Source organism: Ensifer sp. GW821-FHT05G01 (genome assembly GCF_059419585.1).
In genome coordinates, this window is sequence record NZ_JBWKSC010000004.1 from 37628 (window position 1) to 53772 (window position 16145).

Here is a 16145-nt window from a genome sequence, read left to right on the forward strand (position 1 = left end):
GCGCCGATCCGGCCGACATGCGGGCACCATCAACGCCCGCCTGTCGCCCTCAAAGCCGCCAGGCGCTCGCAATCGCAAAATTCGCCTTCTGCCCGACGGGGATCGCGGTATCGCCATAGGCCTTCAGCGCCTGGCCGTCCGGCAGAGCCAGCGTCAGGGCGAAGCGTTCGCCCTCATAGACGCAAGCCTTCACTTCCAGCGCAATGCCCTCGGCATCGGGCCGCACATGCTCCGGCCGCACCAACACGTCGCGGTGAAGGCCGGCAGGCGCTGACCCGATCACCTCGCGAAGCTGCGGCCAGCCGAGCGCGCGCGGCGCTTGCTCGGCCACGGGCACCTTCAGGATCGAGCCGCGGCCGATGAGCCCGCCGACGACGGTGCCCTCGGGCCGTGCGTAGATGTCCGCCGGCGCCGCCATCTGCACCAGCCGGCCCTCCGACATCACGGCGACGTCGGTCGCCAGCGCCATCGCCTCCGACTGGTCGTGCGTCACATAGACCATCGTTGCACCGGAGCGTTCGTGGAAGATGCGGAAGGTTTCCTCCATCGACTTGCGCAGATGCTGGTCGAGATTGGCGAGCGGCTCGTCGAGCAGCACCACGTCGGGCGACGTCACCAGGCACCGCGCCAGCGCCACCCGCTGCCGCTGCCCGCCGGAAAGGGCTGCCGGCCGGCGCTCGGCATAATCGGTGAGTTTCACCAGCGCCAGCGCCTCTCCCACCTTTCGCCGCCAGGTCTCGCCGGAGATACCGCGCACTTTCAGGGGATAGCCGACATTTTCCGCCACCGTCATATGCGGCCAAAGCGCATAGGACTGGAACACCATCGCCATGTTGCGCTTTTCCGGTGGCAGCGCCCGCGACGCGTCCGAGAGCCGGCGCTCGCCATAGTCGATCGAGCCGTCGCTTGGCTGCTCAAAACCGGCGATCATGCGCAGCACCGTGGTCTTGCCGCAGCCCGATGGTCCGAGCAGCGCCAGAAACCCGCCTTCGCGCACCGTCAGCGACACGTTGGAGACGGCAGGCCGGCCGCCGCCGAAATCCTTGGTGAGGTGATTGAGGATCAGTTGCGCCACGGCAGCACGCCTTCTGGAAGGTAGTTTGCAAGGGTTTCGAGCGCCGCCATCAGGGCCATCACCATGATGACGACCAGCACCGACAGCGCCGAGGCGAGATCGGACGAGCCGCTGTCATCGAGATTGAAGATGGCCACGCCCAGCGTCTGCGTGCCCGCCGACCAGAGCAGCGCCGAGACCGTCAGCTCATTGGCGGCAATCAGGAACACGAGGATGATCGACGCACCCGCCGCCGGCGCCACCAGCGGCAGGATCACGTCGCGCATGCGCCGGAAGAAGCCGGCGCCCGACAGCCTTGCCGCCTCCTCCAGCGACGGGTCCATCTGCAGGAAGGCGCTCATCACGGGCTTCAGGCTGACGGCGAGGAACGAGGAAAAATAAGCAATCAGGATGATCCAGATGGTGCCGTAGAGCAAGACATTCAGGAGCGGCAGCGGTGCCGCAAAGGTCAGGATGAAGGCAACCGCCAGCACGATACCGGGCAGTGCATAGGGGATCTCGATCAGGATGCCGAGCGTGCCGGCAAGCACACCCTTGCGCCGGTTCATGAGATAGGCGGTCGGCGCGGCAACGACCAGCAGCCCGAGGGCGGCCGAACTCGCAAGGAACAGCGAATTGCCAAAGGCGCTCAACGTCATCGTCTGGCGAAACAGGATTTCCTCATAGGCGCGCAGCGACACCGTCTGCCAGGTGAGCGGCACGCCATAGGCCGGCACCAGCGAACTGGCGATCAGCGCCGCGAACGGTGCCACCAGAACCAGGAACAGGATCGCCGCCAACCCAAGTTCAACCAACACCCGGAAACGCCCGAGCGAAAAGGCGGCATTGGCGCCGGAAAGGCCGATGATGCGGTAGTCTTTGCCCGAAAGCGCCCGCTGCTGCAGGATCAGCCCCATGGCCGCGATCGCAGCAATCAGGCTCGACAGCAGCGCGATCTCGCCGAAGGTGCCCGAGCCGAAGCTTGCAAGCCGCGTATAGATCAGCGTCGGAAGCACCGTAATCCCGGCGGGAATGCCGAGGATCGCCGGAATGCCGAAATTGCCGACACCGGAGACGAAGGCGATCGCCGCACCGGCGATCAGCCCGGGGGCGGCCAGTGGTGCGACGATATCGAGGAAGACGCGAAACGGCGATGCGCCGGAAAGCCTTGCCGCCTCCACCCCGTCGCGCGGCGAGGCCGAAAGCCCCGCCTTCAGCGCCAGGAACACCAGCGGCGCGTGCTGCACGCCGAGGAGCAGCGAAATGCCGAACAGCGAATAGAGCGGCTGCGGACTGCCGAGCGGCGGCGCGATGCCCAGCGTCTTCAGAAGCGGGCTTGCCGGCCCGGTCATCTCCACCCAGGCAAGCGCTGTCACCTGCGGCGGGATCATCATCGGCAGCATGAAGGCGAAGCTCAGGAAAAGCTTGCCCCTGATATCGGTAAGCGCCACGGCAAAGGCGAAAAGCGCGCCGATCACGACTGAGATCACCATGCCGCCCGTCGCCGTCAGCAGCGTGTTGCGGATGGCGGCATAGGTCGCAGGCTCGGTAAGCACGCCAATGGAATTGCCGCTGGCCAGGCCCGCAAAGCCGGCCTTCACCAGGCTGATGAGTGGCAGCGCGCAGAGCAGGAAAAGGCAGGCGAGCACGAAAGGCACGAGCCAGCGCGGCTCGCCGGCCGGCGACGCGCCCGGCTTCACCGGGCTCGTACGAGACACCCCCGCATTGGAAAAGCGCAGCCAGCGGGGCCGGCTGCGCATGGTTTCACTCTGTTTCGACATTCAGGCGATCAGTTCGTGCCGAAGATGCCGGAGAAGGTCTTGAGATCGGCGTCGGAGTTCTTCACGGCCGCCGCCGCGTCGATCGGCAGCACCTTGATCGTCTCGCGCGCCGGATACCCCTCGGGCAGCGCCACACCGTTGCGCGCCGGGATGTAGCCCATCTTCACCGCCGTCTTCTGCCCCTCTTCCGAAATCAGGAAGTCGACAAACTTCTTGGCGGCTTCCGGGTTCTTGGCGGTCTTCAGGATGCCGACCGGCTCGGTGACGGCGGACACACCTTCCGCCGGGAAGACGAACTCGACCGGAGCGCCCTTGGCCTTCTCGCGGATCGCCATGAAATCGACGATCATGCCATATGCCTTCTCGCCGGTGGCGACAGCCTTCAGCACGCCACCATTGCCGCCGGCAGCCGTCGCGCCGTTTTCGGCCAGCGCCTTGTAATAGTCCCAGCCGAGGCTGTCGATGCCGGCGAGCGTCTGCGCGTGGATGAGTGCGGCACCCGAGGTCAGCGGGCTCGGCATCGTCACCAGACCCTTGGCGTCGGCCTTGGCCAGATCCTGCCAGCCCTCGGGCTTCGTCGAGGCCGCGGTGTTGTAGATGATGCCGGTGGTGATCATCTTGGTGGAGTAAAAGGCGCCGTCGGCGTCATAGAGCGCGGCGTCGTAGTTGGCCGCTTCCGGCGACTTGTAGGCGAGCAGCTGGCCCGCTTCCTTCAGGCGCTGCATCGTCACGGTGTCAGCGATGAGGAGCACGTCGGCAACCGGGTTTCCGGCTTCGATCTCGGCCATCAGCTTGGCCATCAGCTTCGTCGTGCCTTCGCGCACCCACTCCACCTCGACGCCGGGATTGGCCGCCTTGAAGGCGTCGACGGTTGCCTGCGCATCCTCGTTCGGCTGGCTGGTGTAGAGCACCAGGCTCTCGGCAAAGGCGGCGGTAGAAAGCAGCGAGGCGACAAGCGCACCGGCAACGGCGGAGACAAACGATTTCATCGACATATCCTCGGTTCAAGATGGCGCCGAGGCTTAGTGCGGATGTTTTACAGCGGTGTGACAGGTCTCAATCAGACACAAGGACGGGTTTTAGAGTTGCTTACAAAATCGACTGACCTGCAAGCCAACTGGGGATACACCAATACCGTCGTCGCCATTCAACGACAACTCGTGTTTGTATTTCCCTTGCGAGCACGACGGGATGGAGATTCAGGATGAACGAGCAAGAAGATATTTGGGCTGAGGACTTACTTGGTCGACGGCGTGATGCCGAATTCCTGTACGACTTTGTCATTGGTCAGGTGGAAAAGAGAAAGAAACAAGGCAGAACCGGCTCATATGTACTGAACATCGATGCAGACTGGGGATCGGGAAAAAGCTTCTTCCTGACCCGTTTCGGTTCTGAATTGGAAAGACGCGGCCATCTCGTCGCGAAGGTCAATGCGTGGCAGGATGATCATACGGAAGATCCGTACATCGCAATCATGTCCGCGATAGATCTGGCTCTACAGCCCTACATGGAAAAAACAACTGCGATTCAGAAAGCGTGGAGCGCAGCAAAGAATGAAGGAAAAACGATAGCCCTACGAACTGCAGGCAACACAGTTAAAGCGCTATTTAAGAAGTATGTCGGAGCAATTCCATCTGAACTAACCGCCGGGAATTCAGGTGATTCTTTCATCCAGAATGTTGGTGATGCTACGCTTGAAGAAGTCAATAAGGTAGCGAGCGACCGAATTGAGGGCCTATTCGATGCCTCGATGGAACAGCTTATCGAACGCTTCCAAGCAGGATCGAAAGCAGTCACGAGTTTCAGAACGAAATTACAGAAAACGGTAATTTCTCTCGAGGCCAAGAAGTTACCTTCTCCGGTATTTATTCTCGTTGACGAACTTGACAGATGTCGACCTTCGTTCGCAGTTCAACTTTTGGAGAGAGTAAAACATATTTTCGAGGCAGAAGGTATAGTATTCATATTTGCCACTCATACCCAACAACTTCGACATAGCGTTTCAGGTTTTTACGGGCACTCGTTCGACGGATACAAATATCTTAAACGCTTTTTCGATCGGAGTTATGTTTTCGCACCTCCACAACTCGATTTGTTTGTTGCATCCCTCTGTTCCGAAATTGACAAAACGAAAATTCGCTCACCCAATAACGATATTGAAGCGTTCGTACTCTCAGGCGTAAATACATTCAACCTAGACCTTCGCGAGACCAAGCAGGTGATTGGCATCGTTGACGCGGCCGTTAGCGCTTGGCCCCACGACACCAAGATTGACCTTTTGTTGCTACTTCCACTCTGCATCGCATTCCACCAAAAGGGCCGCTCCGACTGGAATGCGGTAGATGGGACGATCCTTGACGGCTGGAAGTTGCCCAGAACAATCGTCGATAAGTTCACGCGGAAGGAAATAGATAAAACCTTCTACGTGGGCAGGGGATACCGTCATGGGGTAGGACTCTGCGCACGCCTAGGCTTAGCACTTGACGCACACGAGAAGCCTAAAGATGATATTACCACAGAATATGTTCTGGGTATGTTCGATGCGGAATGGAACACGACAGGCATCAACCGTGACGATCCCAGTGTGCTTGCTTCCCTACCAATTTTGGTCGGCAGTGCCGGGCGAACGAGCTGAACCGATTGAGCTAAACCTGTCAGTGAATCGACAGACTGGCGAACTTTCTGCTGTCCGCAAAAATCTCTTACGCAATACTTCCGCGACTTGGTGAAGAAGGTGCCATATCGGAACCGAACAAGACTTTGAACACGCCGCGCTGATTGGCCACGGCACTCTGGTAGCAAACCACGACACACTCCAAACCTGAAAAAAATCGGCCCCGATGTCACACCGGCTGATCCTGTCTCGTCATGGTATCGGAACCAACGAAAGGAAACGGAACCATGACTGCCAAGATCGACCTTTTCGCCGCTGCCCCGCAACTGATGAAGAGCTGGACCAGCGTGTCGATGGCCATCGCCGCCAGCCTCGAGCCCGATCTCATCGAGCTCGTCAAGATCCGCGCATCGCAGATCAATGCCTGCGCCAACTGCATCAATATGCACACGCAGGAAGCCCGCGCCAAAGGCGAGACCGAACAGCGCATCTACCTGCTTTCGGCCTGGCGCGAAGCCCCTTGCTATTCCGAACGCGAGCGTGCAGCACTTGGCTGGACCGAGGCGCTCACGCGCCTGTCGGAAGGTCATACCCATGAAAGCGCCCGTCAGGCGCTCGCCGAACAGTTCACCGAGGAGGACCAGGTGAAGCTCACGCTCATGATCAACGTCATCAACGGCTGGAACCGTCTGGCCGTCGGCTTCGGCCTGTGGATCGAGCCGGCAGCGGCAAAGTCTGCGCAGGCGGCCGCCTGATGGCGGGCAATGCCCATGAGGACGCAGCGGCGGGTTTTGACCCGCTGCGTCCGAAACTCATCCGTGTCGCCTATCGCATGCTCGGCTCGGTCGCCGACGCAGAGGACATGGTGCAGGAGGCCTTCATCCGCTGGATGAGGGCCGACCGCGCTGAGGTGCGCGAACCCGAAGCGTTCCTGCGCCGCACCGTCACCCGGCTCTGCCTCGACCAGCTGAAGTCGGCGCGGCTCAAGCGCGAGACCTATGTCGGCCCCTGGCTTCCCGACCCAGTCGTCGAGGAGGAGCCGGAGGAAGACGTCACCCTGCCGCTGATGCTCGCTCTTGAGCGCCTGTCGCCGCTCGAGCGCGCCGCCTTTCTGCTGCACGACGTCTTCGGGCTCGGCTTCGAGGAAGTCGCCGCCACCATCGATCGCGATCCCGCCGCCTGCCGTCAGCTCGCCGCCCGCGCCCGCACCCATGTGCGCGAGGGCCGGCCCCGCTTCCAGGTCGAGCAATCGCGTGGGCTCGAACTGGCGCAAGCCTTCTTCACCGCTTCGCGCAGCGGCGACCTGAAGGCGCTCGGCGCCATGCTCGCCTCCGATGTCAGCATCCACGCCGACGGCGGTGGCAAGCGCTCGGCCGCCATGCACCCGATCCTCGGCTTCGATGCAGTCATCAAGGTGCACGAGCAATTGGCCGCACTCTTCCGCAAGCACGGTTCCGATCTCGTGCGCGCCGGCTTCATCAACGGCCTGCCCGGCTTCGTCACCCGCGAGGCCGATGGCGAGTTGCAGTCGACCGCACTTGAGATCGAGGACGGCAAGGTGGTGGCGATCTACATCGTGCGCAACCCGGACAAGCTTGGACATCTGCATTAGCAGATGTCCGCCAGCGGCATGAAGCCGTTGCCCTCATGCACTCACACGCTCTGACGCCAATTGCTGCACCGGCCTATTGCCCGATGCGGCGCTCCTGCATCTCTTCGCCGACGAAACAATTGTAGCCGGCTTTGGCGTCGACGCGTCGCACAAACGGCTCGGATCGCTGAAGCCGGGCAACGTTCGGCCCCCGTATCTCGACGATCAGCTTGCTGAGGATCGCCTCCCCAAAGTCGCTCGTATCCGAGACTTTCAGGAGAAAGGCGCCGTCTCCACCGATCACGCAATGCTCGTAATAGGCGTCGAGATCCGGGATCGATTCCAGGTCCCCGCGTGGCAACAGGATCGGCAGTCCGTCGATGACGATGCCCTGGGCGACAGTCGAGTTGCGGGCGACGGGCGCCGGTACGCCGGAATTGTTCGGCCCGTCCCCCGAAATGTCGATCACGCGGCGCACACCGCGAAATGGGCTCAAGCGGAAGAGGTGTCGGGAAAACGCAAGCGCGTTGGAAATCGAGGTGAAGGATATCCGCCGTGTCGGTTGCCGTTGCAAAGTCTCGGAAAACTGGCGGGCGGTGTCGACGCCGTCGATCAGCGTCCAGGGCAAGACCTGCACGGCTGAGCCACCCCACTCGACATAGGTCACCGCGATCCTGCCGATCGGCCCGCTCCGGATGGCAGCGACCAGTTCCGGCTGAAGAAAGGCATCCACATAGCCTTGGCGCTGCAGCTGCTGCTCGTCGATCTCCATCGAATAGGAGACGTCGACGGCAAGGACCAGCTCGAGATCGACGTCAAACGAGGACCGCTCGGCGGACGTGCTGCCCGCCAGGAGACCGACGCAGACAAGAAGGGCGCAGTGCAGTTTCATCGCGGTCGCGAGCCCGTTGCGCGATGATATTACGCCCGTTCGGCGCGCTCGCAATGCGGGGGCGGCGCGCGCTCCATATCGTCGAAGGCGTAAACCACATGGAGCTTCACGACGGTGAGAAATACGTCGACCACGGCGGAACGGACCGCGCACCTCAGCTCGCGTCCGAAGGCCCAAGCCTGGTGTCACCCCTCATTGAGGGTGATCAGGCCGGCCGTCAGACTGCGGCCTGTTCGGCGTCACAGGAAGGCTTCAGGAAGCCGAGAATTTGACCGTTACGCCGCGCTGCCGAAAATACGCCTGCATGAGCTTCCGGCCGGAACGGTTGTTCTGCACGAGCCTGGCCGGGTCGAATACGGCCTCTTTCAAACCCGCCCGCGTCAACGCGGCCTTGAGCGTCGCGATATGCACGTCGATATCGGCATTGTCCGCCTGGAGCGATTCATAAATCCGGTTTGTTGCATCTGCTACGGTCGGTTCGCTCACGATTACACTCCTGTCATTGCCTGGCTGGCGCTTACCACATTTTTCGGCTTGACCCTATTGTGCTGAAAAACGCCCACGTCAATGGGTGGCGGCAAATTGGAGGATTGCGCCCGCCTTCGAAAAGGCAAGCACCGGAAGCATACCAGCGGGAACCGGCCCCTTGCGGTCGAAACGCATTGCAGCTTCGCACCGGAAGGGTCTTTTGTTCGGGGCTGAAATCAGATTTCCTTGAGTTTCGCTGGGCTGTCGAGGCTTCCGATCAAAGTTGCGCTTGCATCATTCAACCCCAAGACAGTGGTTGCGATATCGTGGGCTCGAAAACGATCTACGACCTTGTCGAGCGCCGCCACTGCCGTGATATCCCAGAAATGGGCCTGCGAAACATCGATAACCACGCTCGTGCCCTTGGCTTCCTCGATATCGAATGCGTCGATGAAGACATCGGCCGAGGCGAAGAACACTTGCCCTGATACGCGATACTTCACCTGCCCGCGACTGGCATCGGTCTCTGTTTCCACCTTCATCAGGCGGGCAACCTTGAAGGTGAAGAACACGCCGCTCAAGAGAACGCCGATGGTGACGCCGAGAGCAAGGTTGGCGCTGAACACCGTGACAACAACGGTCACCACCATGACGGCGCTGGACATCTTCGGGTGAACGACCAGCGTCTTCAACGACGACCAATCGAACGTATCGATAGACACCATTACCATGATTGCAACGAGGGCAGCGACAGGAACCTGGGAGACCCATGGCTTCAACAGAACCATAAGGACGAGCAGGAATGCGCCGGCGAATAGCGTGGAAAGTCTTCCCCGTCCGCCATATTTCACGTTGCTGACAGTCTGGCCGATCATGCCGCAGCCAGCGATCCCGCCGAACAGGCTCGCGGCCGTGTTGGCGATGCCAAGGCCCGCACATTCCCTGTTCTTCGAACTTGGCGTGCCCGTGAGATCGTCAACAACACGCGCCGTCATCATCGATTCCAAGAGACCGACCATGGCTATGGCAAGTGCCGGCCCGGCGATGATCGTCAGCGTCTCCAGCGTCATCGGCACGGCGGGCCAGCCAAAGACCGGCAGGGAATCAGGCAATTTTCCGAGATCCGCAATTGTCATGACCGGCAGCTGCCAGGCGATCGATGCGACTGTCAGGACAACAATGCAAATCAACGGGGATGGGATGGCCGTCGTGATCCTCGGTACGAGGTAGATGACTGCGAGGCCCGCCGCCAGCATGCCGTAGGCAAGCCAGTCTCCCCCGACAATGTGCGGCAGTTGGGCTGCGAAGATGAGGATTGCCAATGCATTGACGAAGCCCGTCCGCACGGATCTCGAAACGAAGCGCATCAGGACCCCGAGACGGAGAAGCCCGAAAACGATCTGGATCACCCCGGCAAGCAGTCCGGCGGCGAAGAGATAAGCAAGTCCGTGAGCATGAACCAGGGGTGCCGCGACAAGGGCGACCGAGCCCGCAGCGGCAGATATCATTGCCGGACGGCCACCTGTGAAGGCGATGACGATGCCGATTATGAAAGAAGCAAACAGGCCGACCTGCGGATCGACGCCTGCAACGAAGGAAAACGCGATAACCTCTGGAATCAGCGCGAACGTCGCGACGGCCCCAGCGAGCATTTCGCGCATGGGATTGGCGGACCAATCCCGGCGGATCGAAGAAAATTGCATCTGAAGAGTTCTCGCAAAGCATGGCGAACGCGCTCTGCTGAGCGGTCGTTTGAATGGCATGCAGGTTTTGCGTGGTCTGGCGGATCGGCGGCCAGAAGAGCCACCCGGAATTTCACCGGGTCCGTGGTGAGTAAATTCGTAATATCGCAAACTTTCTGCATTGCAATATGAAATTGCAATGGCGGCGATCGGCGCGAAACGGCCGTTCACACGATGAACGGCGGCTTCTCCATTGCGTATGGGTCGAGGCAGGAACTGTCCGGCTACCGCCAATCGGCGATCAGGCGAGGACCTGGTGCGCGCCGGCTTCATCAACGGCCTGCCCGGTTTCGTCACCCGCGAGGCCGACGGCGAGCTGCAATCGACCACACTCGAGATCGAGGACGGCAAGGTGGTGGCGATCTATATCGTGCGCAACCCGGACAAGCTGGTGCATCTGCACTGACGCCGATTGCGCCCAAGTGCGGCTCAGCGGACTGCGGCCGGTGCCGGCGGCGACCCGTTTTACGATGAGCGAGAGCCGGGTCAGCGTCACCGCATGGAACGCACGTCGTTGCCAGTGCTGTGGCGTATGGCGCTGGGCCGATGTGGCGGCTCGACATTGGTGAAATCGGCGATGGCGGAGCAACCATCGACCCGCCTGTTCCCGACTTTTTGGCAATCTGGTATGGTTGCGTGCCATGAGCTTGAGCGTAGGCCATTCGCCATCGAAACGACGAGATGGGTGACGACGGGCCAGGGTAACAGCAGGCACGAGGGCACTTTCGGGGCCACTTCAATGTCGCCATCGCCATCCATCGCAACGCTCGACACCAGAGCGCTCAGGCAGCATTCCGAAGCGCTTTTCAGCCGCTGCCAATGGTCACGGGAGCAATTGCTGTCCTTCCAGGCGACGCAACTGCAATCCATGTTGCAGCACGCCATCCATTCCTCGCCCTATTATCGCGACACCATCGGTGCCCTCGTGGCGCGGGAGGCGGCGCTCGCCGCCTTTCCGGTATTGAACAAGCACGCGCTCATGGAAAACTTCGACCGGATCGTCACCGACACGAGGCTCGACCGACATCAGGTCGAGCGGCACCTCGACGGCGACGATCCGGGAAGCCTGCTGCTTGGTGAGTTCAGCGTGGCCGCCACCGGCGGAACGACGGGCGAGCGCGGGATCACCGCGTTCGACGGCGCTGCCTGGCTGGCTGCGATCGCCACCATGGTGCGCTTTCAGAGAATTATCGGCATCGAGGAAACCACGCGGAGCATGGCGGTCTTTGCGTCGTCCCCTGTCCACATCTCCCATAGGATCGGCGCCGAGTTGCGGGCGATCCGGCCCAAGGCACCCGGGCTGAACGTGCTGATGCCGACCGAGACGATCGTCGAAACGCTCAATGCCTATCAGCCCGAAGTCATTTCGACCTATCCCTCATTCGTACGCGTGCTGGCCGCTGAGCAGGAGGCCGGACGGTTGCGGATCAGGCCAAGGCTATTTCGCACCAGCGCCGAAACGCTGACGCAGGATGTGCGCGCTATCGCAGCCGAGACCTGGCAGGCGACCGTCGCCAACAGCTATGTCTGCACCGAGGCCGGGCCGATGGGTCACGAATGCCTGCGCGCCGATGGCCTGCATCTCGCCGAAGATGCCTTCGTCTTCGAAGTGGTCGATACCGACAATCGCCCCGTCGCTAACGGCACCCAGGGCGCAAAACTGCTTGTGACGACGCTGACCAACCGCACGCTGCCATTGGTGCGCTACGAGATCTCCGACATGGTCACCATGGCAAGCGAACCCTGTCCATGCGGCCTGCCCTTCTGGCGCATCGCCTCGATCGCCGGACGCCGGGAGGAAATGCTTCGTTTCGCCAAACGCGGCGGCGGCACGATCGATGTCCACGCGCACCGCCTGCGCTCGCCGCTGACGGGCACGGCCGGCGTGCGGCAATTCCAGTTCGTGCCGCTGCCCGACGGGCTGGAAATCAGGATCTCGGTGTTTCCAGGGATCGTCGCCGATGCCGTGAGCAGGAAGATCGAGGACGCGATCCGCGCGACGCTCGACGCGGTCGACGCCCAACCTTCAATCCTTGCCGTCAAGGTGGTCGACGCCATCGATCGCTCGGGCGCCGGGGCAAAGGTAAGGCTGGTGGCAACAGCGGCCGCGCGCTCCCCGGATAAGAGATAACACCCGGGGCTGCGTCGTCTGCAGCCCCGGCCACCGTTGCGTCACGCAATCGCACTGGCGGCGACCGCCACGTCGTTGTCCAGCGGATAGACCGGCCGGCGGACGCGTCGGTACGTGCGTGCGCCTATATTGGCGGTGCTCAAGCCATCGGCGTCGACTTCGATGATCTCTGATGCGATCGGGCCGAAGGCGGCGCGGAAATGCTGCTGCGACTTGACGACGACGACGTCGTAGGTCGCGGGCTCGATGCCGACGGCGCGAAAGAGGTTCTGGTCGAGCAACTGCTGGCGCTCGCTCGAAATCAGGATGTCAATGCCGGAGACATGGAAGCGCACGCTTGGGCCGAGAGACGCCGGCAGGCCCTTAAACATCGGCCCTTCGAAGATGATCCGCCCGTCGGAGATCGCCTGCACCGTGCCCTTGACCCGGATCGGCCCGCCGCCGACGGAAGGGTCGATCTTGCAGCCGAGCGTCACCTCGCGCTCGGCCCCGAGCCCGGCTTCGATCAGCTCGGCAACGACCGCCGGGTCGCACATCGCCCCGAAGGCGGCCTTGGTGACACCCGCCTGCAAGAGGCCCGAGAGCAGGCAGGTGGAATCGCTATAGGCGCCGCAGCCGGGATTGTCGGAGAAATCGGCGATCACCAGCGGCCCGGGCTTGCGCTTGACTGCCAAATGTTTCGCGATGGCGCCCGGCAGTGCCGTCAGCGGCAATTGTTCATCCTGGTGTTCGCGCCGCTGCCAGATCTCGTCGCAGAGCCGCTCTGCATGCGCGATCGCATCGGCGTCAGCCACCTTCGCCTTGTCGTAGCAGATGACGGCCGAAGGGCCGGTGTTGTGGATGTCGGCGTCGTAGAAGCCGGCATTGATGGAGGTCGCGAGAATACCGTCCTCGCGCGCGATCGCATCGGCGATATCAAGCAGCTCGGTCATGGCGCAGGCATGGGTGGTGCGGCCGTCGTTGCAGCCGTTGATCATCGGCGGCTGGCGAATGGCAATGGCGGGCGCGATCTCGCGGCGCATCGCCGCTTCCAGCAGGGCCCCGGCTTTCGTCGCGCATTCCGCCATGTCCACATGCGGATAGGTGCGGAACGAGACGGCAATGTCGAGAAGGTCAGCCATCTCAGGCGCCGAATTGGCGTGCAGGTCGAAGGTGGCGGCGATTGGCAGGTCGGACCCGACAATTCCCCTCACCACCTGAAGCAGCTGGATCTGCGCGTCGTCTGATGTCTCCGTGCACATGGCGCCGTGAAAGACGATGAAAACGCCGTCGAGCTTTTCGCCCTCAAGCGCTGCCGTCACGTCTGCGACGAAGCGCAGGCGCGTCGCCTCATCGATCCGGCCACCGGGCTCGGCCCGGGCCGCCACCGTATAGACCGGCTCCCAGCCAAAACGGTCGCAACAGTCGATGAAGCCGCCGATTTCCGAATTGGTGCCGCGGCAATTGTCCTCGATCGCCGCCCCTTTGAAATAGTGGCACATCTCGAAATCCTTGAAGCCGGTCTTCAGCTTCGAGAACGTGTTGGTTTCCTGGTTGAACTCGAGAACGGCGACCTTGAAGCTCATGGCATGCACTTTCATTCGGGGAATGGGAGAAGATCGAAGAGACGGGCGCCGGGGAAGCGCGAACACCCCGGCGCCGCGCCCGTCGCATGTTGCGCCCTGCGTGAAACGCAGCACGCGACATGCGAATTCCTTGGGAGAGGCTTGCCGCTCACAGTTTCCTTGTGAGGCTGCAGCTCATCCATCACCCAGGAGAGACCATTGAAGTGCCGACAGCGGCTATAGTTGCGAGCGGTTGCCGCGATGTCCCTTCTCCCCGCACGCGGGGAGAAGGTGGCCGGCAGGCCGGATGAGGGGCTTTAGTAAACCAGGCCACGAAGCTCGCCTGCCCGCCCCTCGCTATCTATCGGAAATATTCGCTCGTGCTCTTCGGCCGGGCCATGATGTCGAAGTCGAAATATTGCTTGCGGATCTTGTCGTAGGTGCCGTTGACCATGATCGCCTCGAGCCCGCCGTTGAGCTTGCCGAGCAGCTCTTCGTTGCCCTTGCGCACCGCCATGGCGTTGCCCTGCGCCGTATCGAGGATGAAGCTGTCGCCGACGAAATCGCAGCAGCCGCTGTCGTCCTTGGCCAGCCAGTCCGTCAGCGCCATCTGACCCTCGAGGATCAGGTCGAGCCGGCCATTGGCCATATCGAGGAACACTTCGCTGAGTGTCGGGTAGAGCTTGACCTCGCTGTCGGGGAAGAACTCCTGCAGCGCCTCGACGGCCACCGAACCGGACTGCGTGCCGATCACCTTGCCCTTCAGCGCTTCCGGCGAAACGTCTGTTAGCCCCAGGTCCTTGCGAGCAATGAAGCGCATGGCGTTGAAGTAATAGGGCTTGGTGAAGTCCACTTCCTTCTTGCGGTCCTCGTTGATCGCCATCGAGGCGATCATCACGTCGAATTTCTTGGCTTGAAGTGCGGGAATGATGCCGGACCACTCGTTGGTGCTCCACACGCATTCAACCTTGATCTCGGCGCAGACCGCCTGGCCGATGTCATAGTCGAAACCTTTGATCTCGCCACCAGCCGTCACATAATTGAATGGCGCATAATCGCCTTCCGTGCCGATCGAAAGCTTGTCCGCCGCAAGGCTCGTGCCGGCCATGGCGCAGGCGAAGAAAAGTGCTGTCGCACGCATGAACTTCTTTTGCATGTCGTTCCCTTTGTCATCAGTCTCGGCGCCTTCGGGTTATCGCCCGCAAAGCCGCGCATCGGGCCGGACCCAATGTCGATTTCGCCTGCCAATCCCTGAATTTACTGCCGATCGTTGTTGCGTTTTCGCTTTATTATTCGTCGACAATGGGCGACGTTCCCGCGCTTCGCAATGCCAAAGAAATAATCCCAGACATCTAAAAAATTCATATATGGTGGCGCGGATCGACTGCCTTCCGGAGAACCCCATGCGCGATCTGCCAAGCCTCAAATCCCTGCGCGCCTTCGAGGCGGCAGCCCGCAATGGCAGCCTGACGGCGGCGGCAAACGAGCTCTGCATCGGCCAGGGCGCCATCAGCCACCAGATCCGCATCCTCGAAGACAATCTTGGCCTCAGCGTCTTCATCCGCAAGCAGCACGGCGTCGAGCTGACGCCCGAAGGCGCCCTGCTCTTTGCATCCTGCAACCGCGCCTTCGACGATCTCGAAGGCGTCGTCCAGCATATCCGCCCGCGCAACACCCAGAAGATCCTGCGCGTCAAGGTCGGCCCGTTCTTCTCGATGAAGCTGATCGCGCCGCGCATTTCCGCGTTCCTCAGCGAAAATCCGGGCCTGCAAATCCACCTCTCCCATCTCGAAACCAACACGCCGGCGACCGGCACCGCCGACGTGATCATCGACTATTGCCTGCACCCCCCGCCCGCCCGGTTTTCGCAGCGGCTCCTGCGCGAGCGCCTGGTGCCGGTCTGCGGCAGCGCCATTTGGCAGGCACAGGCCGACAAGCACGACCTTCTTTCCGGCAACCGCCTGCACTATCGCGGCCTGCAGGAATGGCAGAGCTGGATCGCCTCCTCCGGCCTGAGGCTCCCGCCCAGCCGCCAGGACCTGATCTTCGACGACCAGCACATCATTCTGGAAGCGGTGAAGGAAGGACAGGGCGTCGCGCTGATCGACCGCACCATGGTGGAATACGAACTCAGATCCGGTCAGGTCCGCCTGGTGCACGACCACTTTTACGAACCCAACGAGACCTACCAGTTCGTCTGCCAGGAAGAGCTGTTCCGCACCAAGCCGGTGACGAAGAGCTTTCTCGGCTGGCTCCTGCAGGAAATCGACGACCGCCAGCGGCGCTATGCCGAGATTGCCGCGGCCGCCGGCTCTTCCCGTTAAGCCG

General features: G+C 61.7%; 13 protein-coding genes, 1 pseudogene and 1 other annotated feature. Of the genes and pseudogenes, 6 read left to right on the forward strand and 8 right to left on the reverse strand.

The window, feature by feature from the left end; translation table 11 throughout:
- Positions 1-49: 49 nt before the first annotated feature.
- Genes AC07UR_RS11420 through AC07UR_RS11430 form a run of 3 tightly spaced genes read right to left on the reverse strand, consistent with a single transcriptional unit; the run spans position 50 to position 3824 of the window.
- A complete protein-coding gene (locus AC07UR_RS11420) occupies positions 50-1075 on the reverse strand; it encodes an ABC transporter ATP-binding protein (protein ID WP_209790854.1) in 1026 nt (341 codons plus the stop codon).
- A complete protein-coding gene (locus AC07UR_RS11425; protein WP_234941871.1) occupies positions 1063-2814 on the reverse strand; it encodes an ABC transporter permease in 1752 nt (583 codons plus the stop codon). The genes AC07UR_RS11420 and AC07UR_RS11425 overlap by 13 nt, the downstream gene beginning before the upstream one ends.
- Positions 2815-2843: 29 nt before the next feature.
- Positions 2844-3824 (reverse strand): ABC transporter substrate-binding protein, encoded by a 981-nt coding sequence (locus tag AC07UR_RS11430; RefSeq protein WP_209790852.1) that lies wholly within the window; start codon positions 3822-3824, stop codon positions 2844-2846.
- Between the two features lie 215 nt (positions 3825-4039).
- Between AC07UR_RS11430 and AC07UR_RS11435 the strand changes: the two genes are divergently transcribed.
- The 3 genes from AC07UR_RS11435 to AC07UR_RS11445 all read left to right on the forward strand — a co-directional run bounded on the left by AC07UR_RS11435 (position 4040) and on the right by AC07UR_RS11445 (position 7061).
- On the forward strand, positions 4040-5470 hold the full coding sequence (locus AC07UR_RS11435; protein WP_209790851.1) for a KAP family P-loop NTPase fold protein: 1431 nt from the start codon (positions 4040-4042) through the stop codon (positions 5468-5470).
- A gap of 266 nt (positions 5471-5736) precedes the next feature.
- Positions 5737-6204, forward strand: a complete 468-nt coding sequence (locus AC07UR_RS11440; RefSeq protein WP_173420418.1) for a carboxymuconolactone decarboxylase family protein — start codon at positions 5737-5739, stop codon at positions 6202-6204.
- Positions 6204-7061, forward strand: a complete 858-nt coding sequence (locus AC07UR_RS11445) for a sigma-70 family RNA polymerase sigma factor (RefSeq protein ID WP_209790850.1) — start codon at positions 6204-6206, stop codon at positions 7059-7061. Before AC07UR_RS11440 ends, AC07UR_RS11445 begins: the two co-directional genes overlap by 1 nt.
- 73 nt (positions 7062-7134) lie before the next feature.
- On the opposite strand, the gene AC07UR_RS11450 is transcribed toward AC07UR_RS11445, so the two are convergent.
- From AC07UR_RS11450 to AC07UR_RS11460, 3 genes are all read right to left on the reverse strand, one after another.
- Positions 7135-7932, reverse strand: coding sequence for a DUF1194 domain-containing protein (locus AC07UR_RS11450; protein ID WP_209790849.1), 798 nt, complete (start codon positions 7930-7932; stop codon positions 7135-7137).
- Positions 7933-8184: 252 nt separating this feature from the next.
- Positions 8185-8421 (reverse strand): hypothetical protein, encoded by a 237-nt coding sequence (locus AC07UR_RS11455; protein WP_173421042.1) that lies wholly within the window; start codon positions 8419-8421, stop codon positions 8185-8187.
- 215 nt (positions 8422-8636) lie between these two features.
- Positions 8637-10103, reverse strand: a complete 1467-nt coding sequence (locus AC07UR_RS11460; protein WP_209790848.1) for a SulP family inorganic anion transporter — start codon at positions 10101-10103, stop codon at positions 8637-8639.
- A gap of 70 nt (positions 10104-10173) precedes the next feature.
- Positions 10174-10229, reverse strand: a sequence feature (sul1 is cis-regulatory element that is thought to sense ions involved in sulfur or methionine metabolism; They are found in Alphaproteobacteria).
- Between the two features lie 157 nt (positions 10230-10386).
- Here AC07UR_RS11460 and AC07UR_RS11465 point away from each other — a divergent pair.
- Both AC07UR_RS11465 and AC07UR_RS11470 read left to right on the forward strand, forming a co-directional pair.
- Positions 10387-10548: pseudogene (locus AC07UR_RS11465) on the forward strand (RNA polymerase sigma factor SigJ); the annotation flags it as partial.
- Positions 10549-10881: 333 nt separating this feature from the next.
- Positions 10882-12273, forward strand: a complete 1392-nt coding sequence (locus AC07UR_RS11470) for a phenylacetate--CoA ligase family protein (protein WP_234941870.1) — start codon at positions 10882-10884, stop codon at positions 12271-12273.
- 41 nt (positions 12274-12314) lie between these two features.
- On the opposite strand, the gene AC07UR_RS11475 is transcribed toward AC07UR_RS11470, so the two are convergent.
- The gene (locus AC07UR_RS11475; RefSeq protein ID WP_209790847.1) at positions 12315-13838 is read right to left on the reverse strand and encodes a M81 family metallopeptidase; all 1524 of its coding nucleotides are present in this window, start codon (positions 13836-13838) and stop codon (positions 12315-12317) included.
- A 340-nt stretch (positions 13839-14178) separates the two neighbouring features.
- Positions 14179-14973 carry a transporter substrate-binding domain-containing protein gene (locus AC07UR_RS11480; protein ID WP_234941869.1) on the reverse strand — a complete coding sequence of 265 codons (795 nt, stop codon included), beginning with the start codon at positions 14971-14973 and terminating at the stop codon, positions 14179-14181.
- A gap of 247 nt (positions 14974-15220) precedes the next feature.
- On the opposite strand from AC07UR_RS11480, the gene AC07UR_RS11485 reads away from it, so the two are divergent.
- On the forward strand, positions 15221-16141 hold the full coding sequence (locus tag AC07UR_RS11485) for a LysR substrate-binding domain-containing protein (protein ID WP_209790846.1): 921 nt from the start codon (positions 15221-15223) through the stop codon (positions 16139-16141).
- Positions 16142-16145: the final 4 nt, after the last annotated feature.